At 62.7% G+C, this 15,851-nt stretch carries 14 protein-coding genes; 9 read left to right on the top strand and 5 right to left on the bottom strand.

From position 1 onward, the window contains the following. Window positions 1–111 precede the first annotated feature (111 nt). From XH79_RS33970 to XH79_RS33955, 4 genes are all read left to right on the top strand, one after another. Window positions 112–819: a hypothetical protein gene (locus XH79_RS33970; protein ID WP_271584504.1), complete on the top strand. Its 708-nt coding sequence runs from the start codon at window positions 112–114 to the stop codon at window positions 817–819. Between the two features lie 132 nt (window positions 820–951). Further along, complete coding sequence (locus tag XH79_RS33965; RefSeq protein ID WP_271584503.1) at window positions 952–2,181, top strand: tetratricopeptide repeat protein; 1,230 nt, start codon at window positions 952–954, stop codon at window positions 2,179–2,181. A gap of 84 nt (window positions 2,182–2,265) precedes the next feature. Further along, complete coding sequence (locus XH79_RS33960; protein ID WP_271584502.1) at window positions 2,266–2,661, top strand: PaaI family thioesterase; 396 nt, start codon at window positions 2,266–2,268, stop codon at window positions 2,659–2,661. Window positions 2,662–2,848: 187 nt separating this feature from the next. After that, window positions 2,849–3,247 carry a VOC family protein gene (locus tag XH79_RS33955; RefSeq protein WP_018647056.1) on the top strand — a complete coding sequence of 133 codons (399 nt, stop codon included), beginning with the start codon at window positions 2,849–2,851 and terminating at the stop codon, window positions 3,245–3,247. 694 nt (window positions 3,248–3,941) lie between these two features. Here XH79_RS33955 and XH79_RS33950 read toward each other — a convergent pair. Further along, the gene (locus XH79_RS33950; RefSeq protein WP_271584501.1) at window positions 3,942–5,966 is read right to left on the bottom strand and encodes a GAF domain-containing protein; all 2,025 of its coding nucleotides are present in this window, start codon (window positions 5,964–5,966) and stop codon (window positions 3,942–3,944) included. A 288-nt stretch (window positions 5,967–6,254) separates the two neighbouring features. On the opposite strand from XH79_RS33950, the gene XH79_RS33945 reads away from it, so the two are divergent. After that, window positions 6,255–7,262 (top strand): ABC transporter substrate-binding protein, encoded by a 1,008-nt coding sequence (locus XH79_RS33945; protein ID WP_271584500.1) that lies wholly within the window; start codon window positions 6,255–6,257, stop codon window positions 7,260–7,262. A gap of 115 nt (window positions 7,263–7,377) precedes the next feature. Here the strand turns inward: XH79_RS33945 and XH79_RS33940 are convergent, their stop codons facing one another. Then, window positions 7,378–8,277 (bottom strand): AraC family transcriptional regulator, encoded by a 900-nt coding sequence (locus tag XH79_RS33940; protein WP_271584499.1) that lies wholly within the window; start codon window positions 8,275–8,277, stop codon window positions 7,378–7,380. A 193-nt stretch (window positions 8,278–8,470) separates the two neighbouring features. Between XH79_RS33940 and XH79_RS33935 the strand changes: the two genes are divergently transcribed. From XH79_RS33935 to XH79_RS33925, 3 genes are read left to right on the top strand one after another with little or no spacing between them, the layout of a single operon-like run. Continuing rightward, entirely contained in the window at window positions 8,471–10,597 is a 2,127-nt protein-coding gene (locus tag XH79_RS33935) for a molybdopterin-containing oxidoreductase family protein (protein ID WP_271584498.1), read from the top strand. Window positions 10,598–10,599: 2 nt separating this feature from the next. Beyond that, a complete protein-coding gene (locus XH79_RS33930; RefSeq protein ID WP_212343280.1) occupies window positions 10,600–10,905 on the top strand; it encodes a ferredoxin family protein in 306 nt (101 codons plus the stop codon). Then, window positions 10,902–12,218: an FAD-dependent oxidoreductase gene (locus XH79_RS33925; protein WP_271584496.1), complete on the top strand. Its 1,317-nt coding sequence runs from the start codon at window positions 10,902–10,904 to the stop codon at window positions 12,216–12,218. The genes XH79_RS33930 and XH79_RS33925 overlap by 4 nt, the downstream gene beginning before the upstream one ends. Window positions 12,219–12,255: 37 nt before the next feature. Here XH79_RS33925 and XH79_RS33920 read toward each other — a convergent pair whose 3' ends face one another. Both XH79_RS33920 and cysE read right to left on the bottom strand, forming a co-directional pair. Then, window positions 12,256–12,474: a DUF3126 family protein gene (locus tag XH79_RS33920; RefSeq protein ID WP_007602550.1), complete on the bottom strand. Its 219-nt coding sequence runs from the start codon at window positions 12,472–12,474 to the stop codon at window positions 12,256–12,258. A gap of 121 nt (window positions 12,475–12,595) precedes the next feature. After that, a complete protein-coding gene (gene cysE / locus XH79_RS33915) occupies window positions 12,596–13,420 on the bottom strand; it encodes a serine O-acetyltransferase (protein ID WP_183240541.1) in 825 nt (274 codons plus the stop codon). A gap of 276 nt (window positions 13,421–13,696) precedes the next feature. Here cysE and XH79_RS33910 point away from each other — a divergent pair, with 276 nt between their 5' ends. After that, entirely contained in the window at window positions 13,697–15,073 is a 1,377-nt protein-coding gene (locus XH79_RS33910; RefSeq protein WP_271584495.1) for a hypothetical protein, read from the top strand. Here XH79_RS33910 and XH79_RS33905 read toward each other — a convergent pair. After that, entirely contained in the window at window positions 15,059–15,814 is a 756-nt protein-coding gene (locus XH79_RS33905; RefSeq protein ID WP_271584752.1) for an alpha/beta fold hydrolase, read from the bottom strand. The genes XH79_RS33910 and XH79_RS33905 overlap by 15 nt on opposite strands. Window positions 15,815–15,851 lie beyond the last annotated feature (37 nt).

The following is a 15,851-nucleotide window of genomic DNA, read 5'->3' as shown; positions in this document are numbered from 1 at the left end:
TCCTCCTTCCCCGCGGCCGGCAAGGCCTAAGCGAATTCGCCGCCGCATGGCATATTCGCCGCTGATTCGTCGGCCACCGGCCGACTTCGGGTCTTTACGCGCGCTCATCTCATGACGATGTTTTCGGCAGTTCCTCTCAGGTCCTCCAGGACGCGCACCCGGGCGCATGTCGTCCCGATCGTGCTCGGCGGCGCTGCCGCGCTGGGTGCGGTGGCGCTGGTCGCCTATCTGCTGTGGCCGACCTGGGGAGCCGGCGGCGCCAACGCCCCGGACAAGCTGCCGGTGAGCATCGGCGGCACGCTGTTCAACCTGCCGACGACTGCGATCCGGATGAAGATCCAGCGGCACACCGGGCCGCAAGAGCGCATCGATCTCGATTTCCTCTATCCCTCGCTGGAGGTGCCCGGCGCACCCAGGCACGTCACCGCCGACACGGTGGAGACGGCGGTGCAATCGATCGACCGCATCTTCCTGTCGATCGCCGCCCATCACGATGCGCTCTCGCCCGAGCAGCGAACGACCACGATCTATCCGCGCTATCTCGACCAGGCCGCGACCCAGCCCGAGGACGGGCTGACGATGCGGATGTTCCGCGCCGACACGCCATACGGCAGCGAGGACCTCTATTCCGCGGCAAGCCCCGCGCTGGCCGCGCGCTGCACGCGCGATGCGGCGACCCCCGGCATGTGCCTCTCCGAGCGCCGTGTCGGCGGCGCCGACCTCACCTTCCGCTTTCCACGCAGCTGGCTGTCGCAATGGCGCGAGGTGGCGGAGGCGATGGAGAAGCTGACGGCGCAATTGCGCGGGCCGAAGGGCTGAGCGCGGCCACTTTGCCACCACCGCGAGATCGGCTTGCGCGGATGGACTGGAGGTCCGCGACAAAAAAGTCGAAAACAACCCCATGCACAGTAGCCAGGGGCCTGACACGATTTCGTATTTTTCGAAGTCAACTTGACCCGTCGGGCAAAACAGGGGCACGATGTCATCATCGGGGCGATCGGGTCGGGTCAATCCACCTACGACGCAGCTGCGCGGACCGAAGGGGTGAGCGGGGCGTCAGCCGGCCTGAACCTCATACTCGGGAATGGCGACAAACAGGCAAATTGTCCGGGGTTGCCGATGTCGACATTGAGGGTGCTTCTGCTGGCTCTGGCTGTCGCCTTGTCCGCGCTGGCGGCGCTGGTCTTCTGGTTGGCGACGACACCCGCCGCGGCCGACGATGTTTATGCATGTGGAAAGGCATCTGGCGAAGAGGCAATAGCCGCGTGCACACGAGCGATCGATTCCGGTCAATACAGCGGTCGTCAGCTTGCCGCCCTCTTCAACAATCGTTGCTCCGAGTGGAACGGAAAGCAGGAGAGCGACAGGGCCATTGCAGATTGCAACCAGGCCATCGGGCTCGACCCGAACTACGCATTGGCGTTCTTCAACCACGGCAACGCCTATTTTAATAGGGGCCAATACGACCGCGCCATCGAGGATTATGACCAATCGATCCGGCTCAATCCGAACTACGCACACGCGTTCAACAACCGCGGCAACACCTATGACAACATAGGCCAACGGGATCACGCCATCGAGGACTACAGCCAGGCGATCCGGCTCAATCCGAAACAGGCAGACGCGTTCTACAACCGCGGCACCGTCTATGACGCCGCAGGCGAACACGACCGCGCCATCGAGGATTTCGACCAGGCGATCCGGCTCAATCCGAACCGCGCGCATGTGTTCTATAACCGCGGCATCGCCTACAAAAGCAAAGGCCAATACGACCACGCCATCGAGGATTACAGCCAGGCGATCCGCCTTAATCCGAATTACGTAAACGCGTTCAACAACCGCGGCAACGCCTATGGCGCCAAATGCGAATTCGACCGCGCCATCGAAGATTTCAACCAGGCGATCCGGCTTGATCCGGACCACTTCGAATCGTTCAACAACCGCGGCGCCGCCTATAACGCCAAAGGCGAATTCGACCGCGCCATCGAGGATTTGAACCAGGTGATCCGGCTCAATCCAAACTACGCAATCGCATTCTATAACCGCGGCATATCATGGGAACGGAAGAACGATCTGCAACGCGCGTTGGCGGATCTCAAACGGTTCTCCGAATTGGCCCCATCCGATCCGGATGGTCAAAAGGCAATTGAGCGCGTCACGAAGACGGTGAGCGGTCTGTGACCCTGCTTTTGACGCGCCGTCTCGCTTGCACGACATGGACCGGCTGATAGGCTCGTCGCCGACACATCAAGCGCGGTGACCGACGTGACAGATGCGGCGGATAATCTTCCACCTGGCGCCCAACTGTTGGGGCGCGAATGGCTTGGCTTTGACGAGAGCGGTCATGCGCTGATCCGCTTCCAGGCGCAGCCCGCGTTCACCAACAGGCATGGCACGATCCAGGGCGGATTTCTGGCGGCGATGCTGGACTCCGCCACCGGCATTTGCGCGCTGGCTGCGCTAGGTCCCGATCAGACCGTGGTCACCAAGAGCCTCGACACTCGTTTCCTGAAACCCGCGGCGGTCGGGCCGATCACCGCACGGGCACGTGTCATCGAGCGAACCGATCGAGACATCGTCGTGCAAGCCGACCTCGTCGATGCCGCCGAGGTGACCGTCGCCGACGCGACTGCGCGGCTACGCATTCTCGCGAAGAAATAGGTCTCGAAGCCGCAGGCGCAACCTGTGGCAACAGCACAGCGACCGCGCTTCCGGACGAAAGGCCCCTCCAAAGGCCGGGGGCAAAAACGCCACTGCCGTGAAGCAGGAGGCTGCTGACAGCATGCTGTCAGCAGTGGGGCGATACTGCTCCACGGAAGCACTGAAACATTCAGAAGGAGCTGGGTTTATGAAGTTCGCCTCAATACGTCTGATCGCTCGCGACATCAAAGCCGTGGTGGGCTTCTACGAAGAGGTAACAGGCAAGAGGGCCGATTGGCTCGCGCCGGTCTTCGCTGAGATCGTGACTCCGACAGCCGCAGTCGCCGTCGGAAGCGCGGAGACTGTCGCCCTCTTCAAGGAAGGAAGCGCCGAACCCGCCGCCAACCGTACGGCAATCATCGAATTTCAAGTGACGGACGTTGATGCCGAGTTTGCACGATTGAAGGGCCAGGTCGAAGTCGTTCACGAACCGAAGAATTTGCCGTGGGGCAATCGAGCAGTTCAATTCCGTGACCCCGAGGGCACGCTGGTTAGCCTGTATACTCCCGTTACCGACGCTGCCAAACAGCGGTTTGGATCTCGATAAACCTATGGAGGGACCGCCCACAGCAAGATCCCGCGGCGGCTGATTGCCGAGATTCTGCAATGTCGGGGCCTGGTTTGGCGGTCTTTGAAGATTGGGGTAAACGAGGACGCCGTTTCTAATGACGGGCGCCGGTACATTCTGTCCACATTCTGCGCACGAGCATCGGTTGCAATCAGAACGGCGCCGAGCACCAAGGGTGCACCTGAGAGATCGCTCTGCTAAACATGCGGGGCAATCCTCAAAATAATCGACTTTAAGTGGAGCACGCCCGTTGGAGATTGTGCAAGGCCGCCGCTTCGCTCCAAACACCATAACGGCTCATTTCAAGGTGTAGCCGAGATGGCCCTGATATCTGGTTGTCTGGCTGGAATAACTACCGGTCGCCGTCCATTTCGAGTGAGCGCTTATCGCAATCGGATCAGCCGAGTACGGAAATCGCCAGTCTATTGGTCTGCATCCGCGCACGGTGATGCACCGCCGTGGATGAGGACCGCTTTGGGTCAAAGGCTGCCTTGGCCAGCTTGCATGGCCCTGTTCGGGTCACCTTCAGGAAGCAGACCTCGCGGCGCACTGAGCCAGCGTCAGCCATGGGCCAAAACGCGAAGAACTCAGGCTGAGCAAATCTAGTCCGCTCTGCCCCACTATGCGGACGTCGATGAAGCTTATCGGGACTTCGCTGATGGGCCAAAAGAGGTCATCGCGGCAGCGTGATAATGAGCTCGGTAAACACACCCAGCTCGCTCTCGACATCGAGGGTTCCGCCGTGTTGTTTGACAATGATGTCATGGGTCATCGACAGACCGAGCCCCGTGCCTTCGCCAGCTGGCTTGGTAGTAAAGAAGGGATTGAACATTTTTTCCTTCACCTCGACCGGAATCCCGGTGCCGTTGTCGCGGATGCGAATTTCGACCTTGTCGTCAAGGTTGTTCGTGGTCGCGCTCAGCACAGGCTCAAAGGTCTCGTCTCCCGCCTCGGACTTGCGCCTGGTCGCGGCATAGAAGCCGTTGGAGATCACGTTGAGCAGCGCGCGCGTGATCTCCTGCGGATATGCCTCGATTTCGCCCGCGTCGGGGTCGAGGTCCTGCGTGAGCGTGATGTTGAAGTCGGACTTCTCTGCGCGCGCGCCATGGTAGGCTAGATTAAGACTCTCCTGGACCAGGGCATTGATGTCGGCGAGGCGGCGCTCGCCCGGTCCCTCGCGTGAGTGCAGCAGCATGTTCTTGACGATGGAATCGGCCCGCTTGCCGTGCTGCACGACCTTTTCGAGGTTGCTCTTCAAAAGCGCCGTCAGCTCATCGACTTCGGTGCGGATCTTGTCGGCGAGTTCGGCGGGCTTGAGGGCCTCGTTCAACTCCTCGGTCAACTCCGCTGAAAGGGCTGCGAAATTATTGACGAAGTTGAGCGGGTTCTTGATCTCGTGCGCAATGCCCGCGGTGAGCTGGCCGAGCGAGGCAAGCTTTTCGGTCTGCACCAGGCGGTCCTGTGCGGTGCGGAGGTCGTCGAGGGATTGCGAGAGATCGTCGGTTCGCTGCCGCAGCTCCTTGAGCAGTCGTGTGTTTTCGATGGCGATCACCGCTTGTGCCGCAAAATGTTCCAGCAACTCGACCTGCTTGTCGCTGAACTCTTGCACTTCCTTGCGGTAGACAGCAAAGCCACCGACAAGCTCGTTCTCCTTGAGCATCGGCACAATCAGAACGGTGCGGGCTGCGGCGACCTTGTAGATCAGATCGTCGGGATGCTCTGTGGCGATATCGGCAATGTGAACCAGCGCCTTGGTCTCGACGAGGCGCCCCAGCGAAGGCGCCCCATCAAACGGCGCGATGAAGTGTGGCGGCGTTTCCTGGTCGGGCGCGTACAATTGCGGCACGTTTTGCGCGGCCATTCGCGCCACCCGCCGCAACCTGTCGCCTTCGTATAGGAGCAGCGTCCCAAAACTGGCACGGCAGATGCGCACGGCATTTTCCAGCATGGCCTCGAACACCGGCCCAAGTCCGCCAGGCGAACTGGATATGACTTGTAGCACTTCCGACGTCGCGGTTTGCCGCTCCAGCGCTTCCCTCGTTTCATTGAACAATCGCGCGTTCTCGATCGCAATCACCGCCTGGTCGGCGAAGGTCTGTAGCAATTGCACGTGATGGTCGGCGAATGAACCGGTCTCGACTCGCGTCACGGTGATCAAGCCGATAGGCACCCCATTGCTCATCAACGGCGTGAACAACATGCTGCGAAAGCCGCGCAATCGCGCCAAATCCCTGGCCAGTATGTTTGGCGAGGATTCGGTATCGACAATCTGCATTGGTTTGCCATCACGCAGCAACTCGACGGGCGCCGAAGACGTTGTGAGATGCCGCGGGAACGAAGCTCGCAATGCTTCGTCAGCGACCGGATTGGTCGGCGTGAACGCCTCTAGGTGTTGCATGCCGTCGATATAGCGAAACACTGCCGTAGAGAAACCGCCAATCAGTCTGTTGGCGCTGATCGCAATCGCCTCGAATACCGGCTGCACATCGTCAGGCGAACTTGCGATGACCTTCAATATTTGGGCCGTCGCCGCCTGCTGCTCGCGGGCCTCCTTCAGATCTTTGCTCGGACCGGCGACCGAACGACGATTCGCTCGGCTTGCCGCTGGCGCAATGCGGCGCTTGCTCTTGGTGGTCTTGCGGCCCTTGCGGGTCTTCGCCTGGCTCGTCTTGCCGCCCGTTCTTGATGGCCGCGCCATATCCGCCCCCAAAGGGTCAAGAAGGGTATCTTATCGGTCCAAACCATCATTCAGGAAGGGCCGGGATAGCCTGAATCGCATGTCACCGGGCCGGGCTGATATCCGAGAAGGGTCAAAGGCGAAGAACTCAACGTGAGCAAATCTGGTCCGCTGCCACCCGCTAAGCGGATGTCGCCACTTCGCGTTCGGGCCATGAGCTGACATGGATGGCGACGCAAAGCCGTAGTAGGCTTCGTTCTCGCAAGCTCAGCACGGGACGGAATTTGTTCGCGAGATCGGAATGATCCCATGAAACGCCGCGTCGTCATCGCCCTGATCGGCGGAGTTATGTCCGCGCTTTGGCTGCCGCGGGCGAGAGCGGCCGGCAAGGTCTATCGGATCGTCTTCGTCGTTCCGACCGGCCAATATCTCGACGCCAAAGAGGGGGATGCCTGGAAAGGTCTTGTAACTGCCTTTCTGCAAGGTCTGCGAGAGTTTGGCTACGTGGACGGCAAGAACATGAAGTTCGAATTTTACTCGGCCGAGGGGAAATTTGGACAAATCGATGAAATCGCGGCACGGGTCCTTGAGACTTCGCCCGACGTTATCCTGGCTGGCGGAGGCGGCGCCAACGAGGTCGCGCACGCCTTCCAACGGTTGACGCGAACTGTGCCCATCGTCATGGCCAACAGCTCCGATCCGGCCGCACAGGGTCTCGTGGCCAGTCTCGCTCATCCCGGTGCCAACATCACAGGCTTCTCAGGCAACACGGGACCGGAGTTTGAAGCAAAGAGATTGCAGTTGCTGCGCGAGGTCGCACCGAATGCGATCCGCGTGGCCTACCTGGGGCTGAAGCTCGATTGGGAAAGTCCGGCCGCAATTGGCGTGCGCAGTGCAGCGGAGAGACTCGGTATCACGTTGCTTCATGCCGAGCACACGCCGTCGAACTACGAAGATGCATTCGGGCTGATAACCCGCGAACAATTGCAGGGACTGTTCGTGGCGCGCAATCCCTGGAATTTCTCCAACCGGCGCGGCATTACAGGATTTGCAAGGGATCGACGAATGCCGGCGGTGTACCCAACGCGGGAGTTTGCCGAGGTCGCCGGTTTGATCTGCTACGGGCCGAGCCTTTCCGATCTTTACCGGCGCGCCGCAGGCCACGTTGACAGGATATTGAAAGGCGCCAAACCCGCCGAACTGCCGGTCGAACAGCCTACCAAGTTCGAATTGGTAATCAATTCCAGGACAGCGGGCGAGCTGGGGCTGAACATTCCGGCTGCGTTGCTCGCACTCGCCGACGAGGTGCTCGACTGAGCGAGCTGGCGGTGATCCGACTTCGGCTTTGGTCACAAGCGGTAAGACTCAGATCGAGCATATGATTTCTGCTTCGACCCAAAACCCGACATCTGCGCGTTAATCGGCACACTTCCTAGTCCCGGCCCTTCTGCGCCCGATACAGGCTCGGCGTCGTTCCGACCGCCTTGCGGAAGGCGCGGTTGAAATTGGCCTGCGATGAAAATCCCGCGGCATAGGCGATGTCGACCAGCGGGCGATCGCTGGTGGACAGGAGCCGCTTGGCGAGATCGAGGCGCTGACGGCTGACATATTCATGCGGCGCGCTACCTGTCGCGGCCTTGAAGCTGCGCGAGAAATGCGCCGGGCTCATGCACGCCACCGACGCCAGATCCTTGACCGTGACATCGCGCTCGACGGATGCGTCGATGAACTCGGTCACGCGCGACAGCCGTTTGGCGTCGAGCGGTTTCTGGACGGCGTAGGACTGCTTCAGCCGGACTGACGTCGCCGCATAGCTGTGCACCAGATGAGCCGACAGGGCCCGTCCCAGGCTTTCGACCAAAAGGCGGCCGGTGGAGGTTTCCTGTTCGAGTTCGGCGAGGATCCGAGTGGCCACATGCTCGATGAACATGTCCTGATCGATGGCCTCGTAGCGGATCGACATTCCCGACGGATCGATGTCGAGATCCCTGAGCATGGTGTCGTCGAACGGCTGTCCGGGAAGAAAGAGATGCAGGCATTCCTGCATCTGGTTCTCGACGCGGATGAAATCCTCGCGGATGCCGGCCGGACAGAGCCACACGGTGCCCCTTCTGCCGAACGTGCGCTGCCGCATGCCTGCGCCTTCCCGGTCTACGACCGAGCTGCCGCGCAGCAGGATTGCGATCTCGGTGTCGCGCGGCAACTGCGGCGGCAGATCGCCCGGCTCGTGGCTCCAGCGCTCGGCAAGGAGGTGCGACCACCGCCGGTCATTGGAGGTCTGAAGCATTCTGCCGGTAACATATTTATCGACAGAGTTGCCAAGCATACCCATCGTCAATCTCCGCCAGATAGCGCGATGTGGGTAAAAAGGTATTGCCGGGTCCAGCAATTAGCATGCCAGACATCCGGCCGGCCGTCCACGGGCCGAGAGCAGTCCGGGACAACAACACCGCACATTTTGAAAAGCCAGACCGCAGCCCCCCGCCGCATCCTCGGCCGTCTTGAATCGGGAAGCGGAGAGACCCATGGCCCGGACCACGGTAATAGGCGCGTGCCCCCACGATTGCCCGGACACCTGCTCCATCCTGACCACGGTCGAGGATGGCAAGGCGATTGCCGTCCGCGGCAATCCCGACCATCCGTTCACGCGTGGACGGCTCTGCGTGAAGGTCAACAACTATGAGGAGCGGGTCTACAGCGACAAGCGCGTTCTCCATCCGCTGAAGCGGGTCGGCCCGAAAGGCTCCAGGCAGTTTCAACGGATCTCCTGGGACGAAGCGCTCGAGACCATCGCATCGCGCTGGAAATCCGTGATCGCCGAGCACGGCGCGCAGGCGATCCTGCCCTACAGCTATCTGGGCACGCAGGGCATCATCAACGGGCTCAACGTCGGCGATCCCCTCTTCAACAAGCTCGGCGCGACGGTGCTCGAGCGCACCTTCTGCGATTCCGCCTCGTGCACGGCCTACATGATGACGATCGGGCATACGCCCGGTGTCGACCCCGAGAGCTTCGTGCATTCGAAATACATCATCCTGTGGGCCTGCAACACGCTGAGCACGAACTCGCATCACTGGCCGTTCATCGAGCAGGCAAAGAAGGCCGGCGCCAAGCTCGTGGTGATCGATCCCGTCCGCACCCGCACCGCGCGGCTCGCCGACTGGCACATTCCGATCCGGCCCGGCACCGATGCTGCGCTGGCGCTGGCGATGATTCACGTCATCATCAAGGAGAATCTGGTCGATCGCGACTACGTCGACAAATACACCGTCGGCTACGACGAGCTGGCCGAACGGGCGTCGCGCTACACACCCGAATTCGCATCGCAGGAAACCGGCATTCCCGTGGACGACATCGTCAAGCTGGCGCGGGAATATGCCACGACCCCACCGGCGGTCGTGCGCATCGGCGTGGCGGTCGAGCGGCATGCCGGCGGCGGCCAGACCGTGCGCGCGATCGCATGTCTGCCGGGACTGATCGGCGCCTGGAAGCATGTCGGCGGCGGGCTGCTCCAGCTGCCGATCTGGGCATTCCCGGTCAGATGGGACGTGCTGATGCGTCCCGATCTCCAGCCCGAGACGATGCGCGTGCTCAATTCCTGGCGCCTTGGAGCGGCGCTGACCGGCGAGCTCGGCTTCGATCCGCCGATCAAGGCGCTGTTCGTCTACAACGCCAATCCGATGGCGATGGTGACCGAACAGGGCAAGCTCGAGGAGGGACTTGCGCGCGAGGACCTCTTCACCGTCGTCAGCGAGCACTTCCTGACCGACACCGCCAGATTTGCCGACATCGTTCTGCCCGCGACCACCCAGCTCGAGCAGAAGGACATCATGTTCTCCTGGGGACATCTTTATCTGTCCTACAACAACCAGGCGATCGAACCGCTCGGCGAAGCCGTCTCCAACACCGAGCTGTTCCGTCGCCTCGCGCGCGCAATGGGAGTCACGGATCCGTCGTTCTTCCGCAGCGACGACGAGATCATCGAGACCTCGCTCGACTGGACGAGCCCGGTGCTCGCCGGCATCACGCTCGACGACGTCAAGGCGAAGGGCTATGCGCGCCTCAACATGCCAGCGCCCGCCGACTGGGCGCCGCATCGCGAAGGCAATTTCCCGACGGCGTCCGGAAAGTGCGAGTTCAAGTCGACGATCGCCGGCGGCGGCAATTTCGTGGTGCCGCTGTTCCGCCAGGGCTACAACGGCGACCAGGACGGCGCGCCGGTCGATCCCCTGCCCCACTACATTCCGCCGAACGAGAATGCGCGCACGGCGCCCGCGCTCGCAACGCGATACCCGCTCAGCCTGATCTCGCCGAAGAGCCACGCCTTCCTGAATTCCAACTACGGCAACCTGCCGGCGCAGACCGCGCAGGCCGGCGAGGAGCAGGCCGTGCTGCTCAACCCGGACGATGCGGCCAAGCGCGGGATCGTCGCAGGCGCACCGATCCGCGTGTTCAACGATCGCGGCTCGTTCGAAGCGTTCGCCACCGTCTCGCCCGACATCATGCCGGGCGTCGTGGTGGCACCGTCCGGCTACTGGCAGCGGTCCAACCGCAGAGGCGCGACGGTTCACGTGCTGACGCCGCCCGCCTTCGCCGACCTCGGCCGCGCGCCGACATTCTCCGACATCCTCGTTCAGGTCAGCGGAGCCTGACGATGACATATGTAGTCACCGACAATTGCCGCGGCTGCCGATACACCGAATGCGTCACGGTCTGCCCGGTGGAGTGTTTTCACGTCGACGACGCCATGACCTATATCGATCCGGAAAACTGCATCGACTGCGGCGGCTGCGCACCGGCCTGCCCTGTCGGCGCGATCGAGCCGGATTATCGCCTGGCCGCGGACAAGAAGTATTGGATCGACGTCAATCGGAAACGTGCGGCTGAGACTCCCGTCATCAGCGCACGTCTGGCGCCGCTGCCGGGCGCCGACGCGCGCAAGCTGGCGCTGGGCCGATGACGGCTTCTGCTGCGAGCGAATTCCGCATCGCCGTCGTCGGCAGCGGACCGAGCGGCTTCTACACCGCCGAGGCCCTGTTGCGCTCGGGCGCGCCCGTGACCGTCGACATGTTCGAACGGCTCCCCGTGCCTTACGGACTGGTGCGGTTCGGCGTTGCCCCCGACCATCCGAAGCTCAAGCAGGTCACCGTCGCCTTCGACAGGATCGCGAAAGCGCCTGGCTTTCGTTTCATCGGCGGCGTCAGAGTCGGAGACGATGTCACCGTCGACGAGCTCCGCGAGGCCTATGATGCTGTCGTGCTTGCAACGGGCGCCGAACTGAGCCGGCCTCTCGGCATTCCGGGCGAAGCTCTGCCCGGGAGCCACAGCGCAGGTGATTTCGTCGCGTGGTACAACGGTCACCCGGAATTCCGCGACCTCCAGTTCGATCTCGACCATGAGGCTGCGATCGTCATCGGTCATGGCAATGTCGCGCTCGACGTCGCACGCATTCTCGCCAAGACAGCCGACGAGCTGCGCCAGACCGACATCGCGCGCCACGCGCTCGAGGTTCTGGCGGAGAGCCGGATTCGCGAAATCTACGTCATCGGCCGCGGCGGGCCGGCGCAGGCGAAATTCAGCGCGAAGGAATTGCGCGACTTCCTCGAACTCGGCGCATGCGGCACGGCTGTCGACGGCCGCGACGTCGCGCCGGACGAATTCGAACCGCAGAACCCCGCAGATCCGGAGCTGATCGAAAAGCTGTCGCTGTTGCGCGGCTTCTCGCAGCATGCCGTGACCAAGCCGCGGCGCTGTCTCGTTCGCTTTGGCCTGTCGCCCGTCGCGATCTGGGGTCGCGGCCGGGTCGAAACGGTCTCATTCAGGCAGCGGTCAGGCGCCGTCGAGGACATCGCTTGCGGCCTCGTCTTCAGCAGCGTCGGCCGACGAACGACGCCTGTCGCCGGTGTTCCCTACGATGACGATCGCGGCGTCCATGCCAACATGGATGGACGTGTCGCGAACGATGGTTCGGTGATCGAGGGGCTCTATGTCTGCGGATGGAGCAAGCGTGGGCCGAGCGGCACGATCGGCACCAATCGCGGCTGCGGGATCGCCACCGCAGAGGCCGTCCTGGCCGATCTCGTCCACCGGCGGACGCGTTCGGACACGCCCGAGGCATTGCTTTCGCGCGTGGTCGGCCGCGTCGCACGAATCGTGAGCTATCCGGACTGGATGACGATCGATGCGGCCGAGAAATGCAGGGGAGCACCGCTCGGCAAGCCGCGGGAGAAATTCGTCACGATCCCCGACATGCTCGCAGCGGTGGGCGCGTGACCCCGAACGGGGTCACAGCACCGGACAGCGCTTGTGTCTATTCCTGATCGACGAGATCGTCCTCGAGGATCGCCATCTGGAACTGGAACGAGCGATCGTCGTCCTCGTCGTCGACGAAGAGCACGCCGATGAATTCCTCGCCGATATAGACCTCGGCGGAATCATCCTTCTTCGGCCGCGGCACGACGCGGATCTTGGGATTGCCGAATACGCGCTTCAGATACGCGTCCAGCTTTCTGACTTCTTTGACGTCCACGGCAAGTCTCCGATCGAAAATGGTCGGCGGGTTTTAGGACGAGACGCGACGAACCGCCAGCATGAATTGCCAAAGAATTTTGGGGACGAAAGGGCCGGAGAATCCGGCCCTTGTTACGAGCTTAGAGCCCCATCGCGTTGATCATCTGATCCATGGTGCGCGACGGCTCGGCGCAGCCGGCTTCGCCGACGATCTTGGCCGGCACGCCCGCGACCGTGACGTTGTGCGGCACCGGCTTGACCACGACCGAGCCCGCCGCGATGCGCGCGCAATGGCCGATCTCGATGTTGCCGAGAATTTTTGCACCGGCGCCGATCAGCACGCCATGGCGGATCTTGGGATGACGATCCTCGTTCTCCTTGCCGGTGCCGCCGAGCGTGACGCCATGCAGGATCGAGACGTCGTCCTCGATGACAGCCGTCTCGCCGCAGACGAAGCCGGTGGCGTGATCGAGGAAGATGCCGCGGCCGATGCGCGCGGCCGGATTGATGTCGGTCTGGAACACCGCGGAGGCGCGGCTCTGGAGATAATACGCAAAGTCCTTGCGGCCCTTCAGATAGAGCCAGTGCGCCAGGCGGTGGGTCTGGATCGCGTGAAAGCCCTTGAAGTAGAGCAAGGGATCGATGAAGCGCGAGGTCGCGGGGTCGCGGTCGTAGACGGCGACGAGATCGGCGCGGAAGGCGTTGCCGAGATCGGGATCGTCGCGCAGCGCCTCGTCATAGGTCTGGCGCACGAGATCGCCCGACAGCGCGGAGTGATCGAGCCGGTCGGCGAGACGATGGATCACCGAATCCTCGAGACGGCTGTGATGGAGCACCGTCGAATAGATGAAGGTCGCAAGCTCGGGCTCGCGATGGACGATGTCCTCCGCTTCGCCCCGGATCCGGTCCCAGATCGGATCGAGCGAGGCGAGCTTTCCTCCCGGATTGACCTGATGCACTGCCATGGGATTTGCTCTTTCGAATGGGCTCGTTTTGCGGGCTCTATAGCACAGTCTAGACGACAAAGTCCTGACCGGCTTGCCTGAGAGTGAACAGCACCTTGCCCCGCGAAAGCATGCCAACGCCTTGAAACACAACGATATATTCTGGCGCCCCCAGGCGACAAGGTTGGCTCAAAGTGGTCAGGGTTTTGCCAAATTCAAGCCGGGACGCGTCAAACTATTGGTGAATTCTCTCCCAAGCCTTATTGCGGGCATGGTCCCGGCGACGACGGAGCGGTTTTGAGCATCACCACCGATCAATTGCGCGTAGGCGCCACAGGGTCGCTTTGGCTGCGGCTGGCGGCCGTCTTCCTGCCCCTCCTGATGATCGCGCCGGCGTTCTGGAACGGCTATCCGCTGTTGCAATGGGATACCGGCGGCTATCTGGCGCGCTGGTACGAAGGCTATCTCGTCCCCAGCCGGTCCACCGTGTTCGGCCTCTATCTGCACTATGGCGAAAGCTTCGGCTTCTGGATCAACCTCGCGGTCCAGTCGCTGGCCGCGCTCTGGCTGTTGCAGCTGAGCCTGCGCGTGCTCGGCCTGATGCAGACGTCCCGCTTCGTCGCGATCAGCCTGCTCCTGATCGCGTCGACCGCGCTACCCTGGCTCGCCAGCATGCTGCTCACGGACATCTTCGCCGGGCTCTCGATCCTGTCGCTGTTCCTGCTGGTCATCGGCGGGCAACGGACGTCAACGCTCGAAAAGATCTCGCTGTTCGGCTTCACCGCCTTTGCCGCCGCAACCCACAGCGCCACGCTCGGCGTGCTGCTCGGCCTCTGCGTCGCCGGCTGGATGGCGCGGCCGTTCGTGGGCCGCAAGCTTCCGCGCGCAGGACTGGCGCAGGCGAGCCTGACCATCGTCTTAGGCAGCCTGATGCTGGTCTCTGCGAACCACGCGCTGTCGGGGAAATGGGCGTGGACGCCCGGCGGCTACGGCGTTGCCTTCGGCCGCATGATGCAGGACGGCATCGTCACGCGCTTCCTCAACGACCATTGCCCGCGCGAAAACTTCAAGCTCTGTCCCTACCGCAACCAATTGCCGGCGACCGCCGACGAGTTCCTGTGGGGCAAGAGCATGTTCAACACGCTCGGCCGTTTCGAAGGCATGAACGACGAGATGAGCTACATCGTCGTGCATTCGCTCGCCGACTATCCGGCCTGGCAGGCCGGCGCGGCGTTGCGGGCGATGGGACAGCAATTGCTGCACGTGGCGACCGGCGAAGGCGCCAATGGCTGGATTCCGCACACCTATGGCATCATCGAGCGCTACATTCCCGCGCAGGTCGCTCCGATGCGCGCCGCGCGCCAGCAGCACTGGGGCGTCGATTTCGACTACGTCAACTGGCTGCATGTCCCCGTCGCGCTGGCCTCGATGCTGGCGCTGGTCGCGCTGCTCGGGCATGCGCTCGCGAACCGCCGGCTCGACGATCTGACGCTGCTGGCGGCGACGGTGACGTTGGCGCTGCTCGGCAACGCCTTCATCTGCGCCGTCATCTCCGGCCCGCACGACCGCTACGGCGCGCGGATGGCGTGGGTGGCGACTTTCGTGGTGTTGATGGCGCTATCCCGCGCGTTCGGTGACGGCGAGCCGGCCGACAAGATTTCAGCCGCGGCGTGACAGGAAGTCGAGCACGCCGGTCTTGTAGACCTTGTCGCCGACCGCGCGCATGTGGTCGCGACCCGGAATATCGAGCACTTCCGAACCCGGAATGATGGCGCCGAGCGCGCTGGCGGAGCCCGCGACATCGTCGGTCGAGCCGACCGCGATCAGCACGGGCACGTCGATCCGCGCGGCCTCGTGCTTCGTCATGAGATCGCGCGTGCCGCGCAGGCACGCGGCGAGCGCCTTGCGGTCGGACCGGGTCTGATCGGCGAACGCGCGAAACGTGCGTCCGACGGGGTCTGAGACGTCGTCGAGCGAGGGCGCTTCCAGCGCCTTCGCCACATTCTCCCCGGGGCCGGTGCCCTCGATCAGCCCGCCGATGCCGATGCCGCCCAGGATCGCCGAGCGCAGGCGCTGCGGCTCGTTGAGTCCGAGCCAGGCCGTCATCCGTCCGCCCATGGAATAGCCCATGATATCGGCCTGCGGGATGGCGAGATGGTCCATCAGCGCCAGCACGTCGCCGGCCATGGTCGGAATCGAATATTGCGCGGGCTCATAGAGCTTTGCGCTTTCGCCATGGCCGCGATTATCGAGCGCGATGACCCGGCGGCCGTTCTTGCGCAGCTCCGAGACCCAGGTCGGATAGACCCAGTTCACGTTCTTGCTGGAGGCAAAGCCGTGCACCAGGATGATCGGATCGCCCTCGCCTTCGTCGAGATAGGCAATTTCAACGGCGCCGTTGTGAAAGCTCGGCATCATCAGTTCCGCGGTCTTGAGGGGGGGACGAGCGATC

It is taken from the genome of Bradyrhizobium sp. CCBAU 45389 (assembly GCF_028128625.1).
GTDB lineage: Bacteria > Pseudomonadota > Alphaproteobacteria > Rhizobiales > Xanthobacteraceae > Bradyrhizobium > Bradyrhizobium liaoningense_B.
This window is presented reverse-complemented; position numbering and strand designations above follow the sequence as displayed.

Coding starts and splice junctions, on each gene's coding strand:
- XH79_RS33940 (WP_271584499.1), bottom strand. CDS start 8,277: ATGGGTATGCTTGGCAACTCTGTCGATAAATATGTTACCGGCAGAATG.
- XH79_RS33930 (WP_212343280.1), top strand. CDS start 10,600: ATGACATATGTAGTCACCGACAATTGCCGCGGCTGCCGATACACCGAA.
- cysE (WP_183240541.1), bottom strand. CDS start 13,420: ATGGCAGTGCATCAGGTCAATCCGGGAGGAAAGCTCGCCTCGCTCGAT.
- XH79_RS33925 (WP_271584496.1), top strand. CDS start 10,902: ATGACGGCTTCTGCTGCGAGCGAATTCCGCATCGCCGTCGTCGGCAGC.
- XH79_RS33970 (WP_271584504.1), top strand. CDS start 112: ATGACGATGTTTTCGGCAGTTCCTCTCAGGTCCTCCAGGACGCGCACC.
- XH79_RS33905 (WP_271584752.1), bottom strand. CDS start 15,814: ATGCCGAGCTTTCACAACGGCGCCGTTGAAATTGCCTATCTCGACGAA.
- XH79_RS33945 (WP_271584500.1), top strand. CDS start 6,255: ATGAAACGCCGCGTCGTCATCGCCCTGATCGGCGGAGTTATGTCCGCG.
- XH79_RS33955 (WP_018647056.1), top strand. CDS start 2,849: ATGAAGTTCGCCTCAATACGTCTGATCGCTCGCGACATCAAAGCCGTG.
- XH79_RS33935 (WP_271584498.1), top strand. CDS start 8,471: ATGGCCCGGACCACGGTAATAGGCGCGTGCCCCCACGATTGCCCGGAC.
- XH79_RS33950 (WP_271584501.1), bottom strand. CDS start 5,966: ATGGCGCGGCCATCAAGAACGGGCGGCAAGACGAGCCAGGCGAAGACC.